Source organism: Marivivens sp. JLT3646 (genome assembly GCF_001908835.1).
Lineage (GTDB): Bacteria > Pseudomonadota > Alphaproteobacteria > Rhodobacterales > Rhodobacteraceae > Marivivens > Marivivens geojensis.
The window spans coordinates 840,430-864,927 of sequence record NZ_CP018572.1; the positions used below are offsets into that span (position 1 = coordinate 840,430).

21 protein-coding genes are annotated in these 24,498 nt (G+C 58.0%); 20 read left to right on the forward strand and 1 reads right to left on the reverse strand.

The genetic code is table 11. From position 1 onward, the window contains the following. Window positions 1-273: 273 nt before the first annotated feature. From BSK21_RS04230 to murD, 8 genes are read left to right on the forward strand one after another with little or no spacing between them, the layout of a single operon-like run. A complete protein-coding gene (locus tag BSK21_RS04230) occupies window positions 274-774 on the forward strand; it encodes a division/cell wall cluster transcriptional repressor MraZ (protein ID WP_074038962.1) in 501 nt (166 codons plus the stop codon). Beyond that, window positions 774-1,742, forward strand: a complete 969-nt coding sequence (gene rsmH / locus BSK21_RS04235; protein WP_067549448.1) for a 16S rRNA (cytosine(1402)-N(4))-methyltransferase RsmH — start codon at window positions 774-776, stop codon at window positions 1,740-1,742. The genes BSK21_RS04230 and rsmH overlap by 1 nt, the downstream gene beginning before the upstream one ends. After that, window positions 1,742-2,098, forward strand: coding sequence for a cell division protein FtsL (locus tag BSK21_RS04240; RefSeq protein ID WP_067549445.1), 357 nt, complete (start codon window positions 1,742-1,744; stop codon window positions 2,096-2,098). The genes rsmH and BSK21_RS04240 overlap by 1 nt, the downstream gene beginning before the upstream one ends. Beyond that, window positions 2,095-3,876: a penicillin-binding protein 2 gene (locus tag BSK21_RS04245; RefSeq protein ID WP_067549442.1), complete on the forward strand. Its 1,782-nt coding sequence runs from the start codon at window positions 2,095-2,097 to the stop codon at window positions 3,874-3,876. The genes BSK21_RS04240 and BSK21_RS04245 overlap by 4 nt, the downstream gene beginning before the upstream one ends. Before the next feature lie 14 nt (window positions 3,877-3,890). Beyond that, on the forward strand, window positions 3,891-5,396 hold the full coding sequence (locus BSK21_RS04250; protein WP_067549440.1) for a UDP-N-acetylmuramoyl-L-alanyl-D-glutamate--2,6-diaminopimelate ligase: 1,506 nt from the start codon (window positions 3,891-3,893) through the stop codon (window positions 5,394-5,396). After that, a complete protein-coding gene (gene murF / locus BSK21_RS04255) occupies window positions 5,396-6,844 on the forward strand; it encodes a UDP-N-acetylmuramoyl-tripeptide--D-alanyl-D-alanine ligase (protein ID WP_067549437.1) in 1,449 nt (482 codons plus the stop codon). Before BSK21_RS04250 ends, murF begins: the two co-directional genes overlap by 1 nt. Before the next feature lie 5 nt (window positions 6,845-6,849). After that, window positions 6,850-7,932 (forward strand): phospho-N-acetylmuramoyl-pentapeptide-transferase, encoded by a 1,083-nt coding sequence (gene mraY, locus BSK21_RS04260; RefSeq protein WP_067549435.1) that lies wholly within the window; start codon window positions 6,850-6,852, stop codon window positions 7,930-7,932. Between the two features lie 24 nt (window positions 7,933-7,956). After that, window positions 7,957-9,357 carry a UDP-N-acetylmuramoyl-L-alanine--D-glutamate ligase gene (murD, locus tag BSK21_RS04265; RefSeq protein WP_067549432.1) on the forward strand — a complete coding sequence of 467 codons (1,401 nt, stop codon included), beginning with the start codon at window positions 7,957-7,959 and terminating at the stop codon, window positions 9,355-9,357. Between the two features lie 7 nt (window positions 9,358-9,364). Here murD and BSK21_RS04270 read toward each other — a convergent pair whose 3' ends face one another. Continuing rightward, window positions 9,365-10,546, reverse strand: a complete 1,182-nt coding sequence (locus BSK21_RS04270) for an NAD(P)/FAD-dependent oxidoreductase (protein WP_067549429.1) — start codon at window positions 10,544-10,546, stop codon at window positions 9,365-9,367. A gap of 155 nt (window positions 10,547-10,701) precedes the next feature. On the opposite strand from BSK21_RS04270, the gene ftsW reads away from it, so the two are divergent. The 12 genes from ftsW to recN all read left to right on the forward strand — a co-directional run bounded on the left by ftsW (window position 10,702) and on the right by recN (window position 24,292). After that, the gene (gene ftsW, locus BSK21_RS04275; protein ID WP_067549731.1) at window positions 10,702-11,868 is read left to right on the forward strand and encodes a putative lipid II flippase FtsW; all 1,167 of its coding nucleotides are present in this window, start codon (window positions 10,702-10,704) and stop codon (window positions 11,866-11,868) included. Then, window positions 11,868-12,956: a glycosyltransferase gene (locus tag BSK21_RS04280; RefSeq protein WP_067549426.1), complete on the forward strand. Its 1,089-nt coding sequence runs from the start codon at window positions 11,868-11,870 to the stop codon at window positions 12,954-12,956. Before ftsW ends, BSK21_RS04280 begins: the two co-directional genes overlap by 1 nt. Before the next feature lie 17 nt (window positions 12,957-12,973). After that, window positions 12,974-14,374 carry a UDP-N-acetylmuramate--L-alanine ligase gene (gene murC, locus BSK21_RS04285; protein WP_074038963.1) on the forward strand — a complete coding sequence of 467 codons (1,401 nt, stop codon included), beginning with the start codon at window positions 12,974-12,976 and terminating at the stop codon, window positions 14,372-14,374. Beyond that, window positions 14,371-14,637 (forward strand): DUF2484 family protein, encoded by a 267-nt coding sequence (locus tag BSK21_RS04290; protein ID WP_067549423.1) that lies wholly within the window; start codon window positions 14,371-14,373, stop codon window positions 14,635-14,637. The genes murC and BSK21_RS04290 overlap by 4 nt, the downstream gene beginning before the upstream one ends. Window positions 14,638-14,646: 9 nt before the next feature. Next, complete coding sequence (gene murB, locus BSK21_RS04295) at window positions 14,647-15,591, forward strand: UDP-N-acetylmuramate dehydrogenase (RefSeq protein ID WP_067549420.1); 945 nt, start codon at window positions 14,647-14,649, stop codon at window positions 15,589-15,591. A gap of 84 nt (window positions 15,592-15,675) precedes the next feature. After that, window positions 15,676-16,590, forward strand: a complete 915-nt coding sequence (locus BSK21_RS04300; RefSeq protein WP_197498151.1) for a D-alanine--D-alanine ligase — start codon at window positions 15,676-15,678, stop codon at window positions 16,588-16,590. Then, a complete protein-coding gene (locus BSK21_RS04305) occupies window positions 16,578-17,471 on the forward strand; it encodes a cell division protein FtsQ/DivIB (protein WP_067549417.1) in 894 nt (297 codons plus the stop codon). Before BSK21_RS04300 ends, BSK21_RS04305 begins: the two co-directional genes overlap by 13 nt. Further along, window positions 17,471-18,805: a cell division protein FtsA gene (gene ftsA, locus BSK21_RS04310; protein WP_067549414.1), complete on the forward strand. Its 1,335-nt coding sequence runs from the start codon at window positions 17,471-17,473 to the stop codon at window positions 18,803-18,805. The genes BSK21_RS04305 and ftsA overlap by 1 nt, the downstream gene beginning before the upstream one ends. Before the next feature lie 179 nt (window positions 18,806-18,984). Further along, complete coding sequence (ftsZ, locus tag BSK21_RS04315; RefSeq protein ID WP_067549411.1) at window positions 18,985-20,544, forward strand: cell division protein FtsZ; 1,560 nt, start codon at window positions 18,985-18,987, stop codon at window positions 20,542-20,544. Between the two features lie 167 nt (window positions 20,545-20,711). Continuing rightward, complete coding sequence (gene lpxC / locus BSK21_RS04320; RefSeq protein ID WP_067549408.1) at window positions 20,712-21,629, forward strand: UDP-3-O-acyl-N-acetylglucosamine deacetylase; 918 nt, start codon at window positions 20,712-20,714, stop codon at window positions 21,627-21,629. 122 nt (window positions 21,630-21,751) lie between these two features. Then, window positions 21,752-22,606: an outer membrane protein assembly factor BamD gene (locus BSK21_RS04325; protein WP_067549405.1), complete on the forward strand. Its 855-nt coding sequence runs from the start codon at window positions 21,752-21,754 to the stop codon at window positions 22,604-22,606. Between the two features lie 36 nt (window positions 22,607-22,642). After that, the gene (gene recN / locus BSK21_RS04330; protein ID WP_067549400.1) at window positions 22,643-24,292 is read left to right on the forward strand and encodes a DNA repair protein RecN; all 1,650 of its coding nucleotides are present in this window, start codon (window positions 22,643-22,645) and stop codon (window positions 24,290-24,292) included. The last annotated feature ends 206 nt before the right edge of the window (window positions 24,293-24,498 follow it).

Below are 24,498 nucleotides of genomic sequence, written 5' to 3' on the forward strand. Positions count from 1 at the left end.
CATATTCAACTCATCGGAAGCAGAGTGATAACAAATACCAAGGGCCGAACTTAAAAAGAGCCCAGAGGCGAAAATAGCAGGTTTCATACAGGCACACGCTTCTTCCGAATAATAGATCCGGCGCGCGAGCGAGCAGACATCCCCCCAGGTGGCGCGCGTTGCTGGACTTCCCGAAAGGGACGGTGGCGGCGGATCGAACAGTGGCAGCAGTTCGATCCGCCGTTCCCTTTTCGGGGTTGGTGAAATCGGGGGCAGGTAAGAGGGACCGCACAAGTGGTTCAGGCGTTTGAAGGCGAATACACCCAGCGGGTGGATAAAAAGGGACGCATGTCGATCCCCGCCGATTTTCGTCGTGTCCTGCTCTCTGGTGACCCCGAAGCCGAAGCCCGCGGCAATCCCCGTTTGAAAATCGTCTACGGTCAGCACCTGAAGAACTGCGTGCAAGCCTATACGATCAATGAATATCAGCGCGTCATTGATGATATCTATGCAATGCCGCGCGAACGCTCTGCCGATCAAAAACGTCTGGCCCACCTCTATGTGACGCAGTCGATCACGCTCGATGTCGATAAAGATGGTCGCGTGATCCTGCCAAAGTCGATCCGCGATAAGCTGTCGATCGAAGAGGGTGATGTGTATTTCCGTGGTCTCGTTGGAACCTTCGAGATGTGGAACAACGATATCTTCCAGTCCACAGTCAACGCAGACATTGATGACTGGCTTGACGGCATGGATGATGACTTTGACCCGTTGTCATTGTTGGGGGGCAGCTGATGTCGTCCCCGACCGATCCTCATATTCCCGTTCTTATCAGGCCGCTCATTCGGGCGGTCTCGCCTGTTTCTGGCATCTGGCTTGATGGCACGTTTGGCGCGGGCGGCTATACCCGTGCGCTGTTGGAGGCGGGTGCCGATAAGGTTATCGGAGTGGACAGAGATCCGTTGGCGTTTGAGATGGCAAAGCCGTGGATTGGGGATTTCGGCGACCGGATTGAATTCGTGCAAGGCACCTTCTCGGACATGGATCAATATGCGCAGAACCTTGATGGGGTTGTGCTCGATCTAGGCGTGTCGTCGATGCAGTTGGACCTCGCGGAGCGCGGCTTTTCGTTCATGAAAGAAGGCCCTCTCGATATGCGGATGAGCCAGTCGGGCACCTCTGCAGCGGACTTTTGTAACGAACTGGACGAAGAAGAGCTTGCCGATATTATCTACCTTTACGGTGAAGAACGCGCGAGCCGCCGCATCGCAAAGGCTATCGTTAAGGCGCGCCCGCTGACGACCACGCTGCAACTCGCTAAAATCGTTGAAGGCTGCTTGCCGCGTCCAAAGCCCGGGCAGAGCCATCCCGCGACCCGCACGTTCCAGGCGCTGCGCATCGCCGTAAATGATGAATACGGTCAGTTGGCCGAGGGCCTTATGGCTGCTGAACGAGCATTGAAACCGGGTGGTCTATTGGCTGTTGTGACGTTCCATTCGGTCGAAGATCGGATGACGAAACGGTTCTTCCAGTCGCGGTCGGGCAGGACAGCAAATGCGAACCGTTACGCGCCTGAATTGGCGCAAGACAAACCTGCGTTCGAAATGGTCGAGAAAAAGGCCATTGGTCCGGATCAGCAAGAATTGACGGAAAACCCGAGGTCACGTTCCGCAAAGCTGCGCGTTGCGCGCCGAACTGATGCGCCATCGGGAGAAATGGATCGCAAGGCGCTTGGTATGCCTCTGCGTAAAGGGGAGCGGTAATGCGTAGCCTGTTGTATGTTTTGTCCGCGCTTGGGGTCATTGCATTGGCGTTTTGGGCCTATCAGGAAAACTACCGCACTCAAGATTCCATTAAACATGTCAGGCAGTTGAGCCGCGAAATTGCGGCGGCAAATTCCAGCCTGCGGATGTTGCGGGCAGAGTGGGCCTATCTGAACCGTCCTGACCGTCTGCGCGACCTCGTTGATCTGAACTTTGACCGTCTGGGGCTTTTGCCGCTGATGCCCGATGGCTTTGGCCGTGTGGATCAAGTGATCTATCCTTCGCTTCCGCTTTTGCCCGTGTCGGGCCGTATCGTAGAAGTGTCGAGCGATGGTGATGCGGAGGGCTCCCTATGATCCGAACCCCGCTGCGTCCGTTGGCCCGTATCCTGAACGCCCGTCAAGCAGGGGAAAACCCTGACGCGATTGAGGCCGAAAATAAGCGCATTCGTCACGAAGCCATGCGTGACACGGACCGCGTGCGGGCCGAAAGCCGTCTTTACATTTTGGGCGGTTGTTTCTTTTTCGCCTTCACGGCGATCATCCTGAAAATGGGTGTTATTGCAACGACCTTACCCGAAGAACCTCAAGTATCGCGGGGCGGTGATCCGATCCTGTCGATGCGCTCGGATATCGTCGACCGCGAAGGCCGCGTTCTGGCAACGAACTTTGACACCTACGCTGTTTACGCGCATCCGCGCGACATGATCGATCCAGAGGTGGCTGCCTCTGAACTCGCGCGGATCTTCCCAGAGCTGGACGAAGAGCGCCTACTCAAGGATTTCACGGGCAATCGTAGTTTTGTCTGGATCCGCCGTCAGATCAGCCCCGAGCAGATGCAAGAAGTCTTTGACATCGGTGAACCGGGGCTGCTGTTCGGGCCACGCGAAATGCGCCTTTATCCTAACGGTCCAGTTGCAAGCCACATCCTTGGTGGATCGAACTTTGGCCGTGAAGGCGTTGATTCTGCTGAAATCGTAGGTATTGCGGGGGTTGAGCGTCAGTTTGACGATTACCTTCGTGATCCCGCTAATGGTGGTGCGCCGCTTCAGTTATCGATCGACCTGACCATTCAGGCTGCAACCGAACGCGTTCTTGCGGGCGGTATGATGCTCATGAACGCCAAAGGTGCTGCTGCTGTTCTCATGGACGTGCACACGGGCGAAATTATCTCGATGGCGTCACTGCCCGACTTTGACCCGAACAATCGTCCGACCGTTTTGACCCAAGGCGATCAGTCCGATAGCCCGCTGTTCAACCGCGCGGTGCAGGGCGTTTACGAATTGGGCTCTACGTTCAAGATTTTGGCTGTGGCTCAGGCGCTTGAACTTGGCTTGGTTAATCCTGACACCATGATCCAAACCCAGCCTGCGATCCGCATCGGTGGCTTTGCGATCAACGACTTCCACAGCTATGGCCGCGAAAACAGCGTTACGGATGTGATCGCGAAATCGTCGAACATCGGCACTGCGCATATCGCGGAAATGATCGGTGGCGAACGCCAGCAAGAATTCCTGCGGACGTTGGGCATCCTCGATGTATCGCCCGTTGAGCTAAGCGAAGCCCGCGCTGGTCGTCCACAGTATCCCCGCGATTGGACGCCAATCAACACGATGACCATTTCCTATGGCCATGGCGTGGCAGCATCGCCGCTTCACCTTGCGTCGGCTTATGCGACGCTTGCGAACGGTGGTCGTTTGGTGACGCCGACGTTGATCCATGATGCGTCCAACACGGTCGGCGAACGGGTGATCAGCGAAACAACGGCACGTCAGTCGGTGGATATGTTGCGTCAGGTTGTAACCCGCGGCACCGCATCCTTTGGTGAGGTCGCAGGCTATGAGGTCGCTGGTAAAACAGGGACTGCCGACAAAGTGCGTCCGACAGGTGGCTACTACGACGACAAGGTTATCGCGACCTTCGCGTCAGTCTTCCCTGCGTCCGACCCGAAATACGTCCTCGTTGTCACCTTGGATGAACCAAATGACACCACAGGATCAGAGCCGCGCCGCACCGCAGGTTGGACGGCTGTGCCTGTCGCCGCAGAGATGATCCGCCGCGTAGCACCCTTGCTCGGATTACGACCGAATATTGAAACTCCCCTTATGACGGGTGTATCGCTCGCTACAGAATAAAAGGGGCATTTCATATGGCAGGCGCTGCGCAAAAGACGGTCACATTGTCAGACCTAGGACTGACGGCACAGGGGGCCTGCGATGCGCGGGTCAACGCGATCACCATTGATAGTCGCGACGTCATGCCAGGTGCCCTCTTTGGTGCAATGCCAGGAAGCAACGTGCACGGCGCTGCATATATCGGCACGGCGCTGGAGAATGGTGCGGCTGCGATCTTGACCGACCGCGCGGGGGCTGAACTGGCCGCTGACGTTCTAGCCGATAGCAGTGCGTGTTTGATTATTTCCGAAGACCCGCGTCAGACCTTGGCACAAACGGCTGCACTCTTCTTTGGTGCACAGCCAGAGGTCGCCGTTGCAGTGACGGGGACCAATGGGAAAACCTCTGTCTCTACATTTTGCCGTCAGATTTGGACGGAACTGGGCCTTGAGGCTGTGAACCTCGGCACCACAGGCGTTGAAGGGGCATGGACTTATCCGCTCCGCCACACGACCCCCGATCCGATCACATTGCAGCGGGTTCTGGCCTCTGCCGCGACCGAAGGCGTGACCCATGTCGCGATGGAGGCATCCTCGCACGGGCTCGATCAGCGGCGTTTGGATGGTGTGATGTTGGCGGCGGCTGGGTTTACGAACTTTACCCAAGATCACCTCGACTATCACAAAACGTTTGAGGCTTATTTCGATGCGAAGATGGGCCTTTTTGATCGTGTGCTACCGCCCGAAGGCACGGCAGTGATCAACCTCGATGATCCCAAGGGGATCGACGTGCTACGCATTGCCGAACAACGTGGCCATGAGGTTCTCGGCGTTGGCCGCTCTGATCTGGCACGGTTGCGGCTTTTGTCGCAGCGGTTTGATGCGACGGGGCAGGATTTGCGGTTTGACTGGCAGGGTGAAATTCACCTGACCCGTCTGAACCTCATTGGCGGATTTCAGGCGGAAAACGTGCTCCTTGCGGCGGGTCTCGTGATCGGCGCAGGGGCAGATCCCAAAGACGTTTTTGATACCCTACCGCATCTGACGACAGTGCGGGGTCGAATGCAATTGGCCGCCACACGCGACAACGGCGCGGCGGTCTATGTGGATTACGCGCATACGCCCGATGCCGTCGAAACCGCGCTGCAAGCCATTCGCCCGCATGTGATGGGCCGCATTATTGCGATTGTTGGCGCTGGTGGTGATCGTGACACCACGAAACGCCCGCTGATGGGTGCCGCTGCGGCTGAGAATGCCGATGTCGTGATTGTGACCGACGATAACCCTCGGTCCGAGGACCCCGCCCTGATCCGCGCCGCCGTGATTGAAGGCGCGCACCGTGTTCGGACCAAAGATGTCTACGAGGTCGGTGATCGTGCCGAGGCGATCCTGCGGGCCGCAGACATGCTTCAACCGGGTGATGCGCTTCTTGTCGCAGGTAAGGGCCACGAGACGGGCCAGATCGTTGGCACCGATGTGCTGCATTTCGATGATGTAGAGGTCGCGTCCCAAGCGGTCCTCGCGCTGGATGGGAAAATCTGATGACAACGCCGCTTTGGACTTCGCGTGATGCTGTGGCAGCAACGGCTGGCACGGCGACCTGTGACTGGTCGGTCAGTGGCGTGTCGATTGATACCCGAACCCTGCAAGAGGGAGACCTCTTTGTCGCGCTCAAAGCGGCGCGGGATGGGCATGATTTCGTAGCGCAGGCATTGGCGTCCGGGGCAGGGGCGGCATTGGTTACGCACCGTCCCGAAGGTGTCGCAGAAGATGCGCCGCTGCTGATCGTCGACGATGTTCTGACGGCGTTAGAAGATTTGGGGCGCGCAGCACGTGCGCGGACCAAAGCCCGCGTCGTTGCTGTGACGGGGTCGGTCGGCAAAACCTCGACCAAGGAAATGCTACGCGATGTCTTGGGCACCCAAGGCAAAACTCACGCGGCAGAGGCGTCTTACAACAATCACTGGGGCGTTCCGCTGACCTTGGCGCGGATGCCTGCGGACACGAAATACGCGGTGATCGAAATCGGGATGAACCACCCCGGAGAGATCGCACCGCTCGCTAAAATGGCGCGTCCACATGTGGTCATGATCACGACCGTCGCCGCCGCGCACCTTGAGGCGTTTGAAAATATCGACGGGATCGCCCGCGAAAAGGCCGCGATTTGCGAGGGGCTAGAGCCCAAAGGTACTGCCGTTCTGAACGGTGACCTGTCGAATTCGCAAATCTTGATCGATGCCGCCCGTGCCAAAGGCGCGAAGGTCATCACCTTTGGTCAGTCCAAAGGATGCCATCATCGTATGCTCGACCTTCGGATTTGCGAAGGTGCGACGGTGGCGCAGGCCCGTGCATGGCGTACGCCAGTGTTGCTTAAGGTTGCGACCGAAGGCCGTCACTTTGCCATGAACGCTTTGGGCGTGGTGGCAGTGGTGCAGGCGCTTGGCGCGGATCGGACCAAAGCGATGCTCGACCTCGGGCAATGGTCGCCTCCTGCTGGGCGTGGCCTCTCTGAACAGATCGTCACCGATCCCGCGCGCGATGGTCACTACTTTGATCTGATCGACGATGCGTTCAACGCGAACCCCACGTCGCTCTCTGCGAGCCTTGAAGTTCTGGCCGCGCGCAAACCGCGCAACGGCTTTGGCCGCTATGCCAAAGGTCGCCGTGTTGCGATCCTCGGGGATATGCTGGAGCTTGGTCCCGATGAGATCGCGTTGCACGCTGGCATGGTGAACGATCGGTCTATTGCTGATATTCATGTGGTCCATTGTGTCGGCAATCGTATGCGTCACATGTGGGAAGCGCTCCCCGAAGGGAAACGCGGCCACTGGGAAGAAACCGCACAAGATCTCATCCCTGATATTAACCGTTTGGTAGACAGCGGTGACGTTGTTTTGGTTAAAGGGTCCAAAGGCAGCAAAGTCAGCCTAGTCGTTGACGCGCTCCGTAAATTGGGGCAACGCAGAGCCAAGTCCGAACAAGAGGCCTGATTTTTATGCTGTATTTGTTAACATACCTGTCTGATGGCGGCGATTTTTTTAACCTTTTCCGCTACATCTCTTTCCGCGCGGGCGGTGCATTCCTCACCGCGCTCATTTTCGGCTTCATGTTCGGGAAACCCCTGATCAACGTTTTGCGTCGCAAACAGGGTAAGGGGCAGCCGATCCGCTCTGACGGTCCGGAGGGTCACTTTGTCAAAGCTGGCACGCCGACGATGGGCGGGCTGTTGATCGTTGGGGCTTTGGCGTTTTCGACAATCCTTTGGGCGCGGATGGATAACCCGTTTGTGCTGATGGTGCTGTTCGTCACCCTGTCCTATGCGATGATTGGTTTCGCCGACGACTACGCAAAGGTCAGTAAGCAAAGCACCGATGGCGTGTCAGGCAAGGTGCGTCTTGTTCTTGGGTTTGTCGTCGCGGCACTGGCGGGGTTTTGGGCGTCCTACTTCCACCCCGAGGCGTTGTCCAACGAACTGGCTTTCCCGATTTTTAAGAACCTTCTGGTCGATCTGGGCTTCTTCTTTGTGCCCTTCGCGATGCTCGTCATCGTGGGTGCGGCGAATGCTGTGAACTTTACCGATGGCTTGGATGGTCTGGCTGTTATGCCTGTGATGATCGCGGCGGCGACCTTTGGGATTATCGCTTATGCTGTCGGTCGCGTCGACTTTACCGAATACCTTGAAGTGCATTATGTCCCCGAAGCGGGCGAGATCACCATTTTCTGCGCGGCCCTCATCGGCGGAGGTCTTGGGTTCCTGTGGTATAACGCACCGCCCGCGGCTGTGTTCATGGGCGACACGGGTTCGCTCGCGCTGGGTGGTGCCTTGGGCGCGATTGCAGTTGCGACAAAGCACGAGATCGTTCTGTCGATCGTCGGCGGCCTCTTTGTGATGGAGACCCTGTCGGTGATCATTCAGGTCGCGTATTTCAAACGCACGGGCAAACGTGTGTTCCTGATGGCGCCGATCCACCACCACTACGAAAAGAAGGGCTGGTCAGAGCCGCAGATCGTGATCCGCTTCTGGATTATCTCGCTCATCCTTGCGATGATCGGTCTGGCGACGCTCAAAGTCCGCTAATTCCTATATCATACTGAGGTTCTCATGATCCCCGTTCTCGGTTTCGAAGATCAGACCGTTGCTGTCCTTGGCCTTGGTCGGTCGGGGCGGGCCACGGCGGCTGCGCTCAATGCGGGCGGAGCACGTGCGGTGGCATGGGACGACAACCCTGCCGCACGTGAAGCAGCAGAGGCCGAAGGGATCGAATTGCGCGACATGACGCGGCAGGGGGCCTTTGATGGCGTATCCTGTTTGGTCGTTTCCCCTGGTATTCCGCACCTCTATCCTGCGCCGAACCCTGTGATTGCTGCGGCTTGGGACGCAGGTGTTGCGGTCGATAACGACATCGGCCTATTTTTTCGATCCTTTGCGACCTACACATGGGACGATTTCGATCAACAGCCCAAAGTGATCGCAGTCACGGGGTCGAACGGGAAATCGACGACCTCTGCCTTGATCCACCACATCCTGACCGAAGCTGGCCGCCCGACCCAATTGGCGGGCAACATCGGTCGTGGCGTTTTGGACATCGATCCCGCTCGCGATGGTGAGGTTGTGGTGCTGGAACTGTCGTCTTACCAAACCGATCTTGCCCGTGCGATGACGCCCGATGTGGGGGTTTTCACCAACCTGTCGCCGGATCATTTGGATCGTCACGCGGGATTGGGTGGCTATTTCGCGGCCAAGCGCCGTCTGTTCGCCGAAGGTGGTCCCGATCGCTGCGTGATTGGCGTGGACGAGGTTGAAGGGCGTTACCTCGCTAACCAGCTGTCCGAAGGGCAGGCGGATGATCGTGTGATCCGTATTTCCTCGGCTCGGAAATTGGACGGCGAAGGCTGGACGGTCTTTGCGCGAAAAGGGTTCCTCGCTGAATGGCGCAAGGGGCGTCAGGTGGCGTCGATTGATATGCGCGGCATCCTTGGACTTCCGGGGGCCCATAATCACCAGAATGCGTGTGCCGCCTATGCGGCCTGTCGCACCTTGGGTATCGGCCCCAAGACGATTGAAGAAGCGATGAAGACCTACCCCGGTCTGCCGCACCGCAGCCAGTTGATCGGCGAAAAAGACGGCGTGCGCTATGTGAATGACAGTAAGGCTACGAACGTCGATAGCGCGGCAAAGGCGCTGCAGGCGTTTCCGCGTATCCGCTGGATTTGTGGCGGTCTGCAGAAAGAGGGCGGTTTGGACGGTCTGTTGCCGCATCTAAGCGCTGTGGCGAAGGCCTATGTGATTGGCCGTGAAGCCGCACAATTCGCGATGCAGCTTGGTGGGGTGGAGGCTGAGGTCTGCACCACGATGGAGGCAGCGGTTGCTCGTGCGAGCGCCGAGGCAGAGGCGGGCGATACGGTCCTGCTAGCGCCTGCCTGCGCGAGTTTCGATCAATACGACAACTTCGAGAAGCGCGGCGATGATTTCGCGGCGCAAGTGCGGGCGATTATCGGTTAAAGGCAGGTCAGGCGCGGTTCGCGATTGCTGTGCCTGCGGCATGGGCAGAGGCCCACGCCCATTGGAAGTTATATCCGCCGAGCCAACCTGTGACATCCACGGATTCCCCGATGAAATAGAGGCCGTCGACCTGTTTTGCTTCCATCGTTGTTGAGGATAGGCCGTCTGTGTCGACGCCGCCTAGTGTGACTTCGGCGGTGCGGTAACCTTCGGTGCCAGTGGGTTTGACCTGCCAATGAGAAAGAGCGAGGCGGAGGTTTTCAATCCGTCCGTCCGACCATTCCGCGCAATTGCCTGAGAGGTCGAATTCTGCGGTTAGGTGATCAACTAGGCGCGACGGGAGAACCCGCGCGAGGATGGTTGTGATTGATTTACGAGGATCGGTGCTACGCGCCTTGCGAAGTGTTTCGGTCAGATCAATTGTTGGGATTAGATCGATGTCGACCGCTTCGCCGCTGGTCCAATAGCTTGAAACTTGAAGCATCGCAGGGCCAGAGAGGCCACGGTGGGTGCACAAGAGCGCTTCGGCAAAGGCTGGGCCAGTGGTGGCGCGGGCCAAAACAGGGAGGGCGATGCCTGACACTTCAGCAAAGCGGCTGTCGGAAAAGGTAAACGGCACGAGGGCGGGACGCGTTTCTGTGACCGCGAGACCGAACTGCTCTGCGATTTGATAGGCGAAGCCCGTGGCGCCCATTTTCGGGATTGATTTGCCGCCCGTGGCAACGACCAGATGGTCGGCTTCGACCGTGATGTCTTTGCCATTGCGGCGCAGGGACACGGTAAAACGGTCCGTATGGCGTACTTCGATGATTTCGGTCTCAAGCCAGAGCTTCGCGCCCTCCTTTTCCGCCTCAGTTACCAACATATTTACGATGTCTTTGGCGGAGTTATCGCAGAACAATTGGCCGAGCGTCTTTTCGTGCCAGCCTATGCCATGGGCACTCACCAGCCCGATGAAATCCCATGGCGTGTAGCGGGCGAGCGCGGATTTGCAGAAGTGAGGGTTCTGGCTGAGGAAGTTCTTAGCCGACACGTCCATATTCGTGAAATTGCAGCGCCCACCGCCTGAAATGCGGATCTTTTCGCCCGCACGTTTCGCGTGGTCGACAACCAACACATCGCGACCCGCATGGGCAGCGCAGAACAGGCCGGCGGCACCGGCACCTAGGATGAGCGTACGAACCTTCATGTGCCTTCCCTGATGGCTTTTGACTGATCGCGCAAGTGGTCAGAAGGAATCCGCCGATTCAGCTTATTTTGCTGGCCTTTTTAGAGGGCTCTGATTACTATCAAGATCAGATCCGGCAAACGGACGATATTGAGGCAGTTAGCGGTAAGAGTTCCATGACAGAGATGGTCTATGGATCGATTCCGGTGCAAACCGGCGATCCCATCCTCCCACGGTGGTGGCGAACTATTGATAAATGGACGCTGTCCTGCGTTCTGGCATTGTTTGCCATCGGGCTATTGCTGGGGCTTGCAGCCTCTCCACCGCTTGCTGAACGCAACGATAAAGAACCATTTTACTACGTGATCAAGCAGGCCCAATTCGGTGGCCTTGCAATGATCGTGATGTTTGTCACTTCGATGATGACGCCGAAACTGGTGCGCCGTTTGGCGACCTTGGGCTTTATCGCTGCCTTTGTTGCGGTGCTGGCACTGCCGTTTATCGGAACCGATTTTGGCAAGGGCGCGGTGCGCTGGTTGTCGCTGGGCGGTCTGTCAGTGCAGCCGTCCGAGTTCCTCAAGCCTGGGTTCATTGTGGTTGCAGCTTGGCTGATGTCCGCGAGCCAAGAAATCGGTGGCCCTCCGGGTAAGCTCTATTCCTTTATCCTTACCGCAGCGATCGTTTTGATCCTTGCGCTGCAGCCCGACTTTGGTCAGGCGTCGCTGGTGCTCTTTGGCTGGTGCGTGATCTATTTCGTGGCTGGCGCACCGATGCTGTTGCTGGTGGGCGTGGCGGGGATGACGACCCTTGCGGGGTCCTTTGCTTATATGAACTCCGAACACTTTGCGCGTCGTATCGACGGGTTCCTGAACCCCGAGGTCGATCCGCGCACGCAGCTGGGTTATGCGACCAACGCGATCCGCGAAGGTGGTCTGTTCGGCGTGGGTGTCGGCGAAGGTCAGGTGAAAGTGAGCCTGCCTGACGCGCATACCGACTTTATCATTGCGGTTGCCGCCGAAGAATACGGTCTGGTTCTGGTTCTGCTGGTGGTCGCGCTTTATGCGGCTGTGGTGATCCGTTCGCTGCACCGTCTGTCCAAAGAACGCGATCCGTTCATTCGTCTGGCGGGCACAGGTCTGGCCTGCATGTTCTCGGTTCAGGCGATGATTAACATGGGTGTTGCGGTGCGTCTGCTTCCAGCCAAGGGGATGACGCTTCCGTTCGTGTCCTATGGCGGGTCGTCGGTGATTGCGTCGGGCATTGTGATGGGGATGCTTCTGGCCTTTACGCGGTCGCGACCGCAGGGCCAAATTGGTGATATCTTTAGCCGTCGGGGGCGATAATGGCTAAACCTTTACTCGTAATCGCAGCGGGGGGGACTGGGGGGCATATGTTCCCAGCCCAAGCTCTCGCCGAAGCAATGTTGGCCAAGGGTTGGCGTGTTCAACTGACGACCGACGCACGGGGCGCGCGTTATGCGGGTGGTTTCCCTGATGCGGTCGAGGTGATCGAACTGGGCAGTGCTACCTTTGCGCGTGGCGGTGCCGCAGCCAAAGCGCTGGTGCCGTTCAAAATCGCGGGCGGTGTTCTGTCGGCCCTATTGCGTATGTTGCGGGACAAACCTGCGATGGTCGTTGGTTTTGGCGGCTATCCGTCGATCCCTGCGATGGCTGCTGCGATGATCTTGCGCCGTCCACGCATGATCCATGAACAAAACGGTGTGCTGGGTCGTGTGAACACGATATTTGCAAAACGCGTAACAAAGATCGCTTGCGGGACATGGCCGACCACTTTGCCTGAGGGCGTGGATGGCGAACACACAGGAAACCCAGTACGCGGTGCGGTCCTTGCGCGGGCAGGGGCGGGATATATCGAACCGGGTGAATACCCGATGTCCATTCTCGTAATTGGGGGCAGTCAGGGTGCACGCATCCTGTCCGACGCGGTTCCTGCGGCCATTGCAGCGCTACCCGATGCCATCCGACGTTTCGTGCGCGTGTCCCATCAGGCGCGTCCCGAAGATATGGAACGCGTTCAGTCGGCCTATGCCCAATCTGGGATCAAGGCCGATGTGCAGCCGTTCTTTACCGATATCCCCGAACGCATGGCCGAAGCGCAGCTGGTCATCAGCCGTTCTGGTGCGTCCTCTGTTGCAGACATTTCCGTCATCGGGCGCCCTGCGATCCTGATCCCCTTTGCGGCGGCGACCGCTGATCACCAGACCGCAAATGCGCGGGGACTATCTGATGCTGGTGCGGCGATCCTGATGCCTGAATCTCAGGTCTCGGCAGAGAGCCTTTCGGCTCAGATCGAACTCATTTTGTCGAATGCGCAAGGTGCCGCGCAAATGGCTGCGGCGGCCTTGTCATGCGGCTTGCCGGATGCGACAGAGCGCTTGGTGACGCTGGTCGAAGAACTGGCGGTTCAATAATAAGAAAGACGAACGATATGAACTCTGCAACCAAACTGCCCATCGATGTCGGTGCGATCCATTTTGTCGGGATTGGCGGCATCGGGATGTCTGGCATCGCCGAAGTTTTGGTGAACTTTGGCTATACGGTGCAGGGGTCTGATGCGAAAACGTCAAAGATCACAGATCGTCTGGCGGGGATGGGCGTGACCATTTTTGAAGGTCAGGCCGCAGAAAACCTAAACGACGCGCAGGTCGTTGTTATTTCGTCGGCGATCAAACCGGGTAACCCCGAACTGGACGAAGCCCGCCGTCGTGGCCTGCCGATTGTGCGCCGCGCGGAAATGCTGGCTGAACTGATGCGCCTAAAATCGAACGTCGCCGTTGCGGGCACGCACGGTAAAACGACGACGACTACGATGGTATCGGCACTCCTCGACCACGGGAACTTTGACCCGACCGTTGTGAACGGTGGGATCATTCACGCCTACGGGTCGAATGCACGTGTGGGCGAAGGTGAATGGATGGTGGTTGAGGCGGATGAATCCGACGGCACCTTTAATCGCCTGCCTGCGACCATCGCGATTGTGACCAACATCGACCCAGAGCATATGGAGCACTGGGGCAGCATCGAAAACCTACGCAAAGGGTTTTACGATTTCGTCTCGAACATCCCGTTTTATGGCGTGGCTGTGTGCTGCACCGATCACCCTGAGGTTCAGTCGCTCGTTGGTAAAATCACCGACCGCCGCGTGATCACGTATGGGTTCAACACTCAGGCCGATGTGCGTGCAATCAACCTGCACTACAAAGCGGGCGTTGCACATTTTGACGTGGCGCTTCAGGTCGAAGACGATCTGATCGAAGGCTGCACATTGCCTATGCCGGGGGATCACAACGTATCGAACGCGCTGTCTGCGGTCGCCGTGGCGCGTCACCTCGGCATGAAAAAAGACGAAATCCGCGAGGCTCTGGCAAAGTTCGGTGGCGTGAACCGCCGCTTTACCAAGGTGGGTGAAGTCCTCGGTGGTGTGACCATCATTGACGACTACGGCCACCATCCTGTCGAAATCGCCGCCGTGCTCAAGGCCGCACGTCAGGCGTGTGACGGCCGCGTGATTGCCGTGCACCAGCCGCACCGCTACAGCCGTCTGTCGTCGCTGTTCGAAGATTTCTGCTCCTGCTTTAACGAAGCCGATGTCGTTGCCATCGCTGAGGTCTACGCAGCAGGTGAACAGCCGATCGAAGGCGCGAGCCGTGATGACCTTGTCGCCGGTTTGATCCGCCACGGCCACCGTCATGCGCGTGCCCTGATTTCCGAAGAAGATCTGGAGCGTTTGGTGCGCGAACAGGCACGTCCCGGTGATATGGTTGTCTGCCTCGGGGCGGGGACGATCAGCACTTGGGCGAATAACCTGCCCGAGCGGATGAAGGCGTGACCCTCACGGTATCGGTTATAGCGATCTGCATTTGGCTTTTTGCGGCCAATATCGCTGCGCTGATACCGAGCACAGATAACCACTGGTCGCGGGCCTATTTCCTGATCGCGACTGGTGCCCCCATTTTGGTTTGGGTCTTTTTTGAGAATGGGGTGCTGATTGGTTTGGTCGCGCTGGCCGCGTCTGGATCGGTGCTTCGGTGGCCATTGTACTATGCGGGACGCTGGGTCCTGCGGCTTGGCAGTCGTGTGTTGAATAGGTAAACCGCGCGTATGACGCTTGATTTTGATCTCCCCCCTGTGCGCGGCACATTGACCGAAAACCGTTCGTTGGCAGAGCTGACATGGATGCGCGTGGGCGGTCCCGCAGATGTGCTGTTTCAACCTGCCGATGCCGATGATCTGGCCCAGTTTCTGGCAGCTCTCGACCTGTCGGTGCCTGTTTTTGCGATGGGTGTTGGGTCGAACCTTATCGTGCGCGATGGCGGTATTCGTGGCGTCGTGATCCGTCTGGGGCGTGGATTCAACGGCATTGACGTTGATGGGACAGAGGTTCGTGCGGGCGCTGCGGCTCTTGACGCGCATGTGGCACGTCGGGCGGCGGAAAACGGCGTGAACTTGACCTTCTTGCGCACTATCCCAGGGTCCATCGGTGGGGCGGTTCGAATGAATGCGGGCTGCTATGGTGAATACGTAAGCGATTATTTGCGCAGTGTGGATGTGATACATCGGGATGGTCGTCGTGAAACGCTCCCTGCTGAGGCGCTCAATCTGCGCTACCGTCAGTCCGATCTGGCCGAGGGAGCGGTGATCATCGGTGCGGTGTTTGACGGAGTAGCGGGTGAGCCAGATGCGCTGGCCGCAAAGATGGACGCACAGTTACAGAAACGCGACGAAACCCAACCTACAAAGGACAGAACTGCTGGGTCGACCTTCCGGAATCCTGTCGGGTATTCCTCAACAGGGCAGGCGGATGACAGCCACGATCTGAAAGCGTGGAAGGTGATTGATGATGCGGGAATGCGTGGCGCGACCCGTGGCGGCGCGATCATGAACGTCAAACATTCCAATTTCTTGACCAACGCGGGCGGGGCGACGGCTGCCGATCTCGAAGGATTGGGCGAGGACGTGCGGAAAAAGGTTTACGATTCCAGTGGAATAACGCTAGAATGGGAAATCATGAGGGTCGGAGAGCCGGCCTCTGATTTCCAAGACTAAATTACAGGCAGTTCGACACCCGAAAACGGGGCGGACATTTTGAAAACAGACGTGTCGCAAAGGCACGCAGGTGAGGCAGAGGGAATGTCGGGCAGGACAAACCCAAAAGTGGCTGTGTTGATGGGTGGACCGTCGGCTGAACGTGAGGTGTCCCTCTCGTCCGGCAAAGAGTGCGTCGCTGCGCTACAGGCTGCTGGGTTCCAGACTATCGCGATTGATGCGGGCGCCGATTTGGCGGCACGCCTCGATGCGGAACGTCCTGACGTTGTGTTCAATGCTCTGCATGGCCGTTGGGGTGAGGACGGTTGCGTCCAAGGTCTGCTCGAATGGTTGCGTCTCCCTTATACCCACTCTGGCGTTCTGGCCTCGGCCCTCGCGATGGACAAAGAGAAAACCAAAGCTGCCTATCGTGCGGCTGGTTTGCCTGTTGTGGAAAGCATTCTTGCAACCAAGGCTGAGGTGGCGTCGCGCCATGTGATGCCCGCGCCGTACGTCGTTAAGCCTTATAACGAAGGTTCCTCGGTCGGTGTGTATATCGTCCAAGAGGGCGCGAACACGCCACCCGACCTGTCCGTCGATATGCCTGACGTTCTGATGGTCGAAGCCTTTGTTCCCGGTCGTGAATTGACCACGGCGGTGATGGGGGATCGTGCGCTCGGCGTGACCGACATCATCACCGATGGCTGGTACGACTACACTGCGAAATACACGACTGGCGGATCACGCCATGTGATCCCTGCCGATATCCCTGCAGAGATTTACGAGGCCTGCCTCGACTATGCTGTTCGGGCGCATCAGGCGCTTGGCTGTCGTGGTTTGTCGCGCACGGATTTCCGTTGGGATGAGGCGCGCGGGCTGGACGGTCTGATCCTTCTTGAGACCAATACCCAACCGGGGATGACGCCAACATCGCTCGCGCCTGAACAGGCTGCGCATGCGGGCGTGGATTTCCCGTCGCTGTGTAAATGGCTGGTGGAGGACGCAACATGCGACCGCTGATCGGCCAACGCGAACCCCACGGCATGCGCCATGATCCGTCACCGTCCAAGTGGCAGTATCGCTATGAACGTTGGATGCTCACGCCGATCTATCGCCGTCTGATCCGAACGGGTCTGCCTGTCCTAATGGTTTCGGCGCTGGTCGGGATTTACGTGATGGACGGGGATCGTCGTCAGGCGATCTCGGACGGCTATAACGACATGGTGCGCAGTTTCCAGCAGCGGCCCGAGTTCATGCTCTCGGCGATGGCGGTTGATGGCGTAGATACTGAGACCGCGACTGCGATCCGTAGCGTGTTGAACTACAACTTCCCTGTGTCCTCGTTTGACCTCGACCTCGAGGAGGGGCGTCGTCGCGTCGAAGAGGTAGCCGTGGTGGAACGCGCGACTTTGCGGATCAAACCAGGTGGAATTCTGCAGGTGCTTGTCACGCCGCGCGTCCCTGTCGCCATGTGGCGTCAGGGTGATGCGCTGCACCTCGTGGATGCGAGCGGGCGTGTGATTGCCGATGTGCAATCGCGCGGTGATCGGGCTGAGTTGCCGTTGATCGCTGGTGACGGGGCAAAGGATGCCCTGACCGAGGCAATGTCGATATTTGCAGCCGCTGGCCCTGTAGCCCCGCGGGTGCGCGGTTTGGTGCGCATGGGCGAACGCCGTTGGGATGTGGTGTTGGATCGGGATCAGCGCATTTTGCTGCCTGAAACCGACGCTGTTACATCCTTTGAGCGGGTCGTCGTGATGAGCCAGACCCAAGATCTACTCGAACGCGATGTCGCTGTGGTCGACATGCGGAACAAAGACCGACCGACCTTGCGGTTGGGGGAAAGCGGCGCTGCTGAAATGCGCCGAATAAATGCAGACGTCTCAGGGGCCGGTAACTAATGAAGCAGCTTTATGAAACCCAACGTGCGATGCGCAACATGCGTAAGGCCGCTCTCCAACGGGGATTGATCGCTATTCTCGACGTTGGCACGTCCAAGGTGGCTTGCCTCGTTCTGCGGTTCGATGGGCCAGAACGTAGCCGTGGCGAAGACGGTGTTGGCTCGCTTGCGGGTCAGTCGTCGTTCCGCGTGATCGGCGCTGCGACCACCCGTTCGCGCGGTGTGCGTTTCGGCGAAGTTGACGCGATGCAGGAAACCGAACGCGCTATTCGCACGGCTGTTCAGGCTGCGCAAAAGATGGCTGGCGTCCGTGTAGACCACGTGATCGCCTGTCTGTCGGGGGCACGTCCGCGGTCCTATGGTTTGGCGGGCGATGTGAATGTGAATGGTGAGGTCGTTTCGGGCGAAGATATCGGTCGCGTTCTGGCGGCCTGCGATATGCCTGATCTGGGCGAGGGTCGCGAAGTTCTTCACGCGCAGCCAATCAACTTTAACCTCGATCACCGCACGGGCATGTCCGATCCGCGCGGTCATGCGGGCAATGTGCTGTCTACCGATATGCACCTCCTGTCGGTCGATGCGGTCGCGATGCAGAACCTGTTCCAGTGTATCCGTCGCTGTGACCTCGAACTCGCTGGTATTGCGTCGTCGGCCTATGTGTCGGGGATTTCATCACTGGTTGAGGACGAACAAGAATTGGGTGCGGCCTGTATTGATATGGGTGGCGGATCGACAGGCGTGTCGATCTTTATGAAGAAACACATGATCTATGCTGACAGCGTCCGCATGGGTGGTGATCACGTGACCCAAGATATCTCTATGGGCCTGCAGGTGCCTCATGCCATCGCTGAGCGGATCAAGACCTTCTACGGCGGCGTTGTGGCTACAGGCATGGATGACCGCGAGCAAATTGAAATCGGTGGCGATACCGGCGATTGGGAACGTGATCGTCGTACGGTTAGCCGTGCCGAGTTGATCGGCATCATGCGCCCGCGTGTTGAGGAAATCCTTGAAGAAGCCCGCGCGCGTCTCGATGCGGCTGGGTTCGAATATCTGCCAAGCCAGCAGATCGTTCTGACAGGTGGCGCGAGCCAAATTCCAGGGCTGGATGGGCTGGCGAGCCGTATCCTTGGTCAACAAGTGCGCCTCGGTCGTCCGCTGCGTGTTCAAGGCCTCCCGCAGGCAGCAACAGGTCCCGCATTTGCGGCGGCTGTCGGCCTGACGTTGTTCGCGGCGCACCCGCAAGATGAATGGTGGGATTTCGAGGTTCCGACCGAGAGCTACCCGTCCCGTTCGCTCAAACGCGCGGTGAAATGGTTCAAGGACAACTGGTAATACGCAAGATTTCGCCGATTCATCCAAATCAAGCGATTTTGCCCACTAAACCCGCAATATTTTGCGGGTTTTCTGCGTTTTTCCCGTGACGTTGCGATTCTGACACGCTAGACTGTGGATTAATCAGTTGAAGAGTGCCCGGTTTGGGACGGGCCCCAAAACATACAGGCGGACAGAGTATGGCATTGAACCTTTCCATGCCCGGGCAAGAAGAGCTCAAGCCCCGGATTACCGTATTTGGCGTTGGCGGTGCAGGCGGCAATGCGGTCAATAACATGATCGAAAAAGAACTTGAGGGTGTGGAGTTCGTTGTTGCGAACACCGACGCGCAAGCTCTGCAACAGTCGAAATCGGCATCGAAGATCCAGATGGGTCTGAAAGTCACCGAAGGTCTGGGCGCTGGCGCTCGTCCGTCGGTTGGTTCCGCTGCCGCTGAAGAAAGCATCGAGCAGATCGTTGACCATCTGGCTGGCGCACACATGTGCTTTATCACCGCTGGTATGGGCGGCGGCACCGGCACTGGCGCTGCTCCGATCATCGCGCAGGCAGCTCGTGAGCTGGGCGTTCTGACTGTTGGCGTCGTGACCAAGCCGTTCCAGTTCGAAGGCGGCAAGCGCATGAAGCAAGCGGAAGCAGGCGTTGAAGCACTGCAGAAGGTTGTTGATACGCTGATCATCATTCCGAACCAGAACCTATTCCGTCTGGCGACCGAAAAAACCACCTTTACCGAAGCCTTCGCTATGGCTGACGACGTTCTGTATCAGGGCGTTAAAGGCGTGACCGACCTGATGGTTCGTCCGGGCCTGATCAACCTCGACTTTGCTGACGTTCGCTCCGTTATGGACGAAATGGGCAAGGCAATGATGGGCACTGGCGAAGCAACTGGTGAAAACCGCGCAATTGACGCGGCAGAGCAGGCGATTGCGAACCCGCTTCTCGACGAAATCAGCCTCGAAGGTGCGCGTGGTGTTTTGATCAACATCACTGGTGGCTACGACCTGACCCTCTTCGAACTCGACGAAGCTGCGAACAAAATCCGCGAGAAAGTTGATCCCGACGCAAACATCATCGTTGGTTCGACCCTCGACCCGAACATGGACGGCGCAATGCGCGTGTCCGTGGTTGCGACAGGCATCGACGCATCGGTCGGCCAAGTTGAAGCACCGCTTCCGCGTCGTAGCATGTCGGCTCCGCTGACACAGACCGTTTCGGCTGAGCAGCCCGCGGCAGAACCAGCTCCGGCACCTGCACCTGTTGCAGAGACCGCAGCTGACGACCGCACTCTGTTTGATGATGCGTTCGAAGCAGATACCGCACAAGACGATGGTTTCGACGGTTTCGAACCGCAAGTCGAAGACGATCTGCCGCCGCCGGCTTACCAGCCGCGTCCGGAAACTCAGTTCGCTCCGGCTGAGGCATTCGTTGCTCCGCGCGCACCTGCACCGGGCACACCGTCGCCCGAGGCACTTGCCCGTCTTGAAGCAGCCGTTCGCAAGCCATCCGCACCTGCAGCGCCTGCCGCTCCGGCACCTGCTGCAGAAGCAGAGGCTCCGCGTCGTGGGTTCGGGATCAACAACCTGATCAACCGCATGACAGGCCACTCTGATGCAGAGCCTGCACAGACCGCTCCTTCCCGGGCTCAGCCTCAGGTTCACGCGGTCCGCGAAGAGGCAAAAGCAACCGATCCAGAACAGGAACGGATCGAGATTCCTGCTTTCCTGCGCCGTCAAGCGAACTAACAAACTGACATAATTCAGTGAAAAGGCCGTCCATTGGGCGGCCTTTTTGTTTGTTAAACAATGGTTTAACAAAACTGTTTCATATGTTTCAGTCCGTTGCAAAGAGTGAGTTGAGGGTTCCTGGCACCCGTCTTAAATGAGTGTCAGTAACAAAAGGGCGCATTTACGTGCAGACCACACTGAACACTGACCTGACATTTGATGGCGTTGGATTGCATTCGGGCAAACCAGCGCGGCTTGTCTTGCGTCCTGCTCCTGCGGGCCATGGTATCGTGTTTCGTCGTGTGGACCTCGCGTCTGATCGCGATATGCCCGCCCTGTGGGATCACGTGATCCAAGAGCCGCTGAACACCCGTCTGACCAATGACGCGGGCACCAGCGTTTCGACCATTGAACATCTTATGGCGGCCTTGTCGGGCACGGGCGTTCACAACGTTCTGTGCGAAATCGACGGCCCCGAGGTTCCGATCCTCGACGGGAGCGCGGCACAGTTTGTGCGTGCGATTGTCACAGCGGGCCTGCATCGTTTGGGTGCGCCGCTCCGCGCGATTGAAGTGCTGGACGTGATCGAAGTGCAAAACGGTGACGCAATTGCGCGCCTGTCGCCAGCGACTTCGCTGCAGATGGATTTCGAAATCGAATTCCCCGATGCGGCAATTGGCCAACAGCAAAAGACACTGAACATGGCCAATGGGGCCTTTGTGCGCGAACTCTGCGATAGTCGCACCTTCTGCCGTATGCGCGATGTTGATGCAATGCACGCGGCAGGGCTTGCGCTGGGTGGCACGCTGGAAAACGCTGTTGTGGTTGAAGGTAACGATATCCTCAGCCCTGGTGGCCTGCGTCACAAAGACGAAGCTGTTCGTCATAAGATGCTGGACGCTCTGGGTGATTTGTATACGGCGGGTGCGCCGATCCTTGGTCGGTATTCGGGCCACCGTGCGGGCCACGCCCTGACCAACAAACTGTTGCGTGCAATGTTTGAACGTCCCGATGCATGGCGTTGGGTCACCTGCGATGCATCTATTGCCGCTCGTCTCCCCGGTGTGGGCGTAAATATCGCCGATCTGAGCCGAGTCGCCTGAGTGTGACTGCGACAAGTGGCAAAAGGCATTTTGCCCTGCATTTTTCTATGCTAGACCAAGACGAAACACGATCGACGCAGTCCGTCGGTCGACTGATCGAGCAATGAAAATTGGGGGCGTTCATGTTAAGCCGTAGTCGGGCCACGAAAGCACGAACCATCCTGTCTGTCGCGTTCTTATCTGTCGCCACGTTGACGGCCTGTAATTCCTTTGACCCCAAGGTCGAAGGGGCGCTTGAGCAATTTTCTGCCGAAGAGATTTATCAGCGTGGTGAATACGAACTCGAACGCGGTCGCGAGTCTGACGCAGCGTTCTATTTCGGTGAAATCGAACGCCTTTATCCCTATTCTGAATGGGCGAAACGTGCGCTGATTATGCAGGCCTTCGCCTATCACCGTGACAAAGATTACGAAAATAGCCGTGCTGCGGCACAGCGGTTCTTGAACTTCTACCCAGCGGACGGTGATGCGGCCTATGCGCAGTATCTGTTGGCCTTGTCCTACTATGATCAGATCGACGAAGTTGGTCGCGATCAGGGTCTGACGTTCCAAGCGCTTCAAGCACTGCGAGCAGTGATCGAAAACTATCCTGACAGCGAATATGCGCGGTCGGCGATTTTGAAGTTCGATTTGGCCTTTGATCACCTCGCGGCCAAAGAAATGGAAATCGGGCGCTTCTATTTGAAGCGGGGCCACTATCAGGCCGCTGCGAACCGTTTCCGCGTTGTGGTCGAGTCGTTCCAGACCACCAGCCACACACCAGAAGCCTTGCACCGTTTGGTGGAGTGTTACCTGTCGCTCGGCCTTGTTGAAGAGGCGCAGACCGCAGGGGCCATCCTCGGCCATAACTTCCAATCGACCGAATGGTATGCGGATAGCTATAAGCTGCTGACCGAAGGCGGGCTGGAACCGTCCTTGATCGGGGACAGCTGGCTGGCGGCTGTCTATCGCCAGATGATCCGTGGCGAATGGCTCTAAGGGGAGGCGGGGGAAACCCTGCTGGACGCTGACACAATGCTGCGCGGTTTAGATATCCGAGATATGCTGATCATTGATCGGTTGGAGCTAGAGTTCCAACCGGGTCTCAACGTGCTCACGGGTGAAACAGGCGCGGGTAAGTCGATCCTACTGGACTCCCTTGGTTTTGTACTGGGCTGGCGCGGACGTGCCGATCTCGTGCGGCAGGGGGCAGAGCAGGGCGAAGTTGTTGCCGTGTTCGACCTTCCGTTGGGCCATGCGGCTGAAGCGGTTCTGCAAGAAGCTGGGATTGAGGCGGACGGTGAACTGATCTTGCGTCGTATCAACACTGCTGACGGGCGCAAGACCGCGTGGGTCAATGATCGTCGGGTGAGCGGTGAGGTCCTGCGCCAACTCTCTGACACGCTAATCGAACTGCACGGCCAGCACGATGACCGTGGTCTTTTGAACCCACGTGGGCATCGGTTGCTCTTGGACGATTTTGCGCAGGTGTCCGATCTGATCGACGCGACCCGTGCGGCGTGGCGGGGATTGGCGCAATCGCGCAAGGCGCTGATCGCGGCAGAGGCAAAGATTGCAGAGACCCGCGCCGAAGAAGAGTTTTTGCGCCATGCGGTGGGGGAGTTAGACAAACTCGACCCGCAACCCGGTGAAGAGGCGACCTTGGACGGTAAACGCCGTTTGATGCAGGCCGCCGAAAAGATCCGCAATGATATCTCTCAGGCCTTTAACGCCTTGTCGTATGAGGGCGCTGAGGGGCTGATGTCGAACGCGGCACGATGGCTCGGCGATGCGGCGGACAAGGCTGAGGGGCGTTTGGATGCGCCGTTATCGGCCTTGTCGAGGGCGATGGATGAATTGGGTGAAGCGCAGCGCGGGATCGAAGAATGCCTCGACTCGCTCGACTTTAACCCTGCCGATCTCGAATTGACCGAGGAGCGTTTGTTCGCAATTCGTGGTCTGGCGCGCAAATATGCTGTTCTGCCAGATGATCTGTCTGCACATGCGGATGGCCTACGGGCCAAGTTGGACTTGCTGGATGGCGGTGAACGTGACCTCGCGGCGCTACAGGTCGCGGTGAAGGCGGCAGAGCAAACCTATGATGCCGCAGCCAGCGCATTGACCGCAGCACGGGTTGAGGCGGCTTCTCGCCTCGATGCTGCCATGGCGGCGGAACTGGCGCCGTTGAAAATGGAACGTGCGGTTTTCAAAACCGATGTTGTGGTTGGCGAAGAAGGCCCCGAAGGACGCGATGATGTGGCGTTTACTGTCGCGACGAACCCTGGTGCGCCCTCCGGCCCGCTCAACAAAATCGCGTCGGGCGGTGAATTGAGCCGTTTCCTCTTAGCGCTTAAGGTCTGTTTGTCGGCGGGCACGACGGGCATCACGATGATCTTTGACGAAATTGACCGTGGTGTGGGCGGCGCGACCGCCGATGCGGTTGGTCGCCGATTGGCAGGGCTTGCCTCGGCAGGTCAGGTGCTGGTCGTCACCCATTCGCCGCAAGTGGCAGCACTGGGCGGGCACCATTGGCGGGTTGAGAAACGCCAGACCGAAACGCAAACCTTGTCGACCGTGGTGCCATTGGGTGCGGATGAACGCGTGGATGAAATCGCGCGGATGATCTCTGGTGATCGCATCACCGAAGAAGCCCGCGCCGCGGCACGCGCATTGCTCACCGCTTAATAAAAACGGGCCACCCGAAGGTGACCCGCTACCGTTCTATAGAAAACCCGTCAGCCACTCACAGACATTCGGTTCAAAATCTTAGCGCCCGAATGGGCATATACTTAGGTATAAAAAATGTGCCTAACGTATAGTTGAATTGTGACGCTTTGTTAACCCTTTTCTGGAACGAACGCGCTAATTTAACGATGACGTTGCGGAAACTT

What these genes read in the sequence shown, in the direction of transcription:
- rsmH (WP_067549448.1), top strand. Translation starts at nt 774, where the DNA reads ATGTCGTCCCCGACCGATCCTCATATTCCCGTTCTTATCAGGCCGCTC.
- BSK21_RS04240 (WP_067549445.1), top strand. Translation starts at nt 1,742, where the DNA reads ATGCGTAGCCTGTTGTATGTTTTGTCCGCGCTTGGGGTCATTGCATTG.
- BSK21_RS04245 (WP_067549442.1), top strand. Translation starts at nt 2,095, where the DNA reads ATGATCCGAACCCCGCTGCGTCCGTTGGCCCGTATCCTGAACGCCCGT.
- BSK21_RS04250 (WP_067549440.1), top strand. Translation starts at nt 3,891, where the DNA reads ATGGCAGGCGCTGCGCAAAAGACGGTCACATTGTCAGACCTAGGACTG.
- murF (WP_067549437.1), top strand. Translation starts at nt 5,396, where the DNA reads ATGACAACGCCGCTTTGGACTTCGCGTGATGCTGTGGCAGCAACGGCT.
- mraY (WP_067549435.1), top strand. Translation starts at nt 6,850, where the DNA reads ATGCTGTATTTGTTAACATACCTGTCTGATGGCGGCGATTTTTTTAAC.
- murD (WP_067549432.1), top strand. Translation starts at nt 7,957, where the DNA reads ATGATCCCCGTTCTCGGTTTCGAAGATCAGACCGTTGCTGTCCTTGGC.
- BSK21_RS04270 (WP_067549429.1), bottom strand. Translation starts at nt 10,546, where the DNA reads ATGAAGGTTCGTACGCTCATCCTAGGTGCCGGTGCCGCCGGCCTGTTC.
- ftsW (WP_067549731.1), top strand. Translation starts at nt 10,702, where the DNA reads ATGACAGAGATGGTCTATGGATCGATTCCGGTGCAAACCGGCGATCCC.
- BSK21_RS04280 (WP_067549426.1), top strand. Translation starts at nt 11,868, where the DNA reads ATGGCTAAACCTTTACTCGTAATCGCAGCGGGGGGGACTGGGGGGCAT.
- murC (WP_074038963.1), top strand. Translation starts at nt 12,974, where the DNA reads ATGAACTCTGCAACCAAACTGCCCATCGATGTCGGTGCGATCCATTTT.
- murB (WP_067549420.1), top strand. Translation starts at nt 14,647, where the DNA reads ATGACGCTTGATTTTGATCTCCCCCCTGTGCGCGGCACATTGACCGAA.
- BSK21_RS04300 (WP_197498151.1), top strand. Translation starts at nt 15,676, where the DNA reads ATGTCGGGCAGGACAAACCCAAAAGTGGCTGTGTTGATGGGTGGACCG.
- BSK21_RS04305 (WP_067549417.1), top strand. Translation starts at nt 16,578, where the DNA reads ATGCGACCGCTGATCGGCCAACGCGAACCCCACGGCATGCGCCATGAT.
- ftsA (WP_067549414.1), top strand. Translation starts at nt 17,471, where the DNA reads ATGAAGCAGCTTTATGAAACCCAACGTGCGATGCGCAACATGCGTAAG.
- ftsZ (WP_067549411.1), top strand. Translation starts at nt 18,985, where the DNA reads ATGGCATTGAACCTTTCCATGCCCGGGCAAGAAGAGCTCAAGCCCCGG.
- BSK21_RS04325 (WP_067549405.1), top strand. Translation starts at nt 21,752, where the DNA reads ATGTTAAGCCGTAGTCGGGCCACGAAAGCACGAACCATCCTGTCTGTC.
- recN (WP_067549400.1), top strand. Translation starts at nt 22,643, where the DNA reads ATGCTGCGCGGTTTAGATATCCGAGATATGCTGATCATTGATCGGTTG.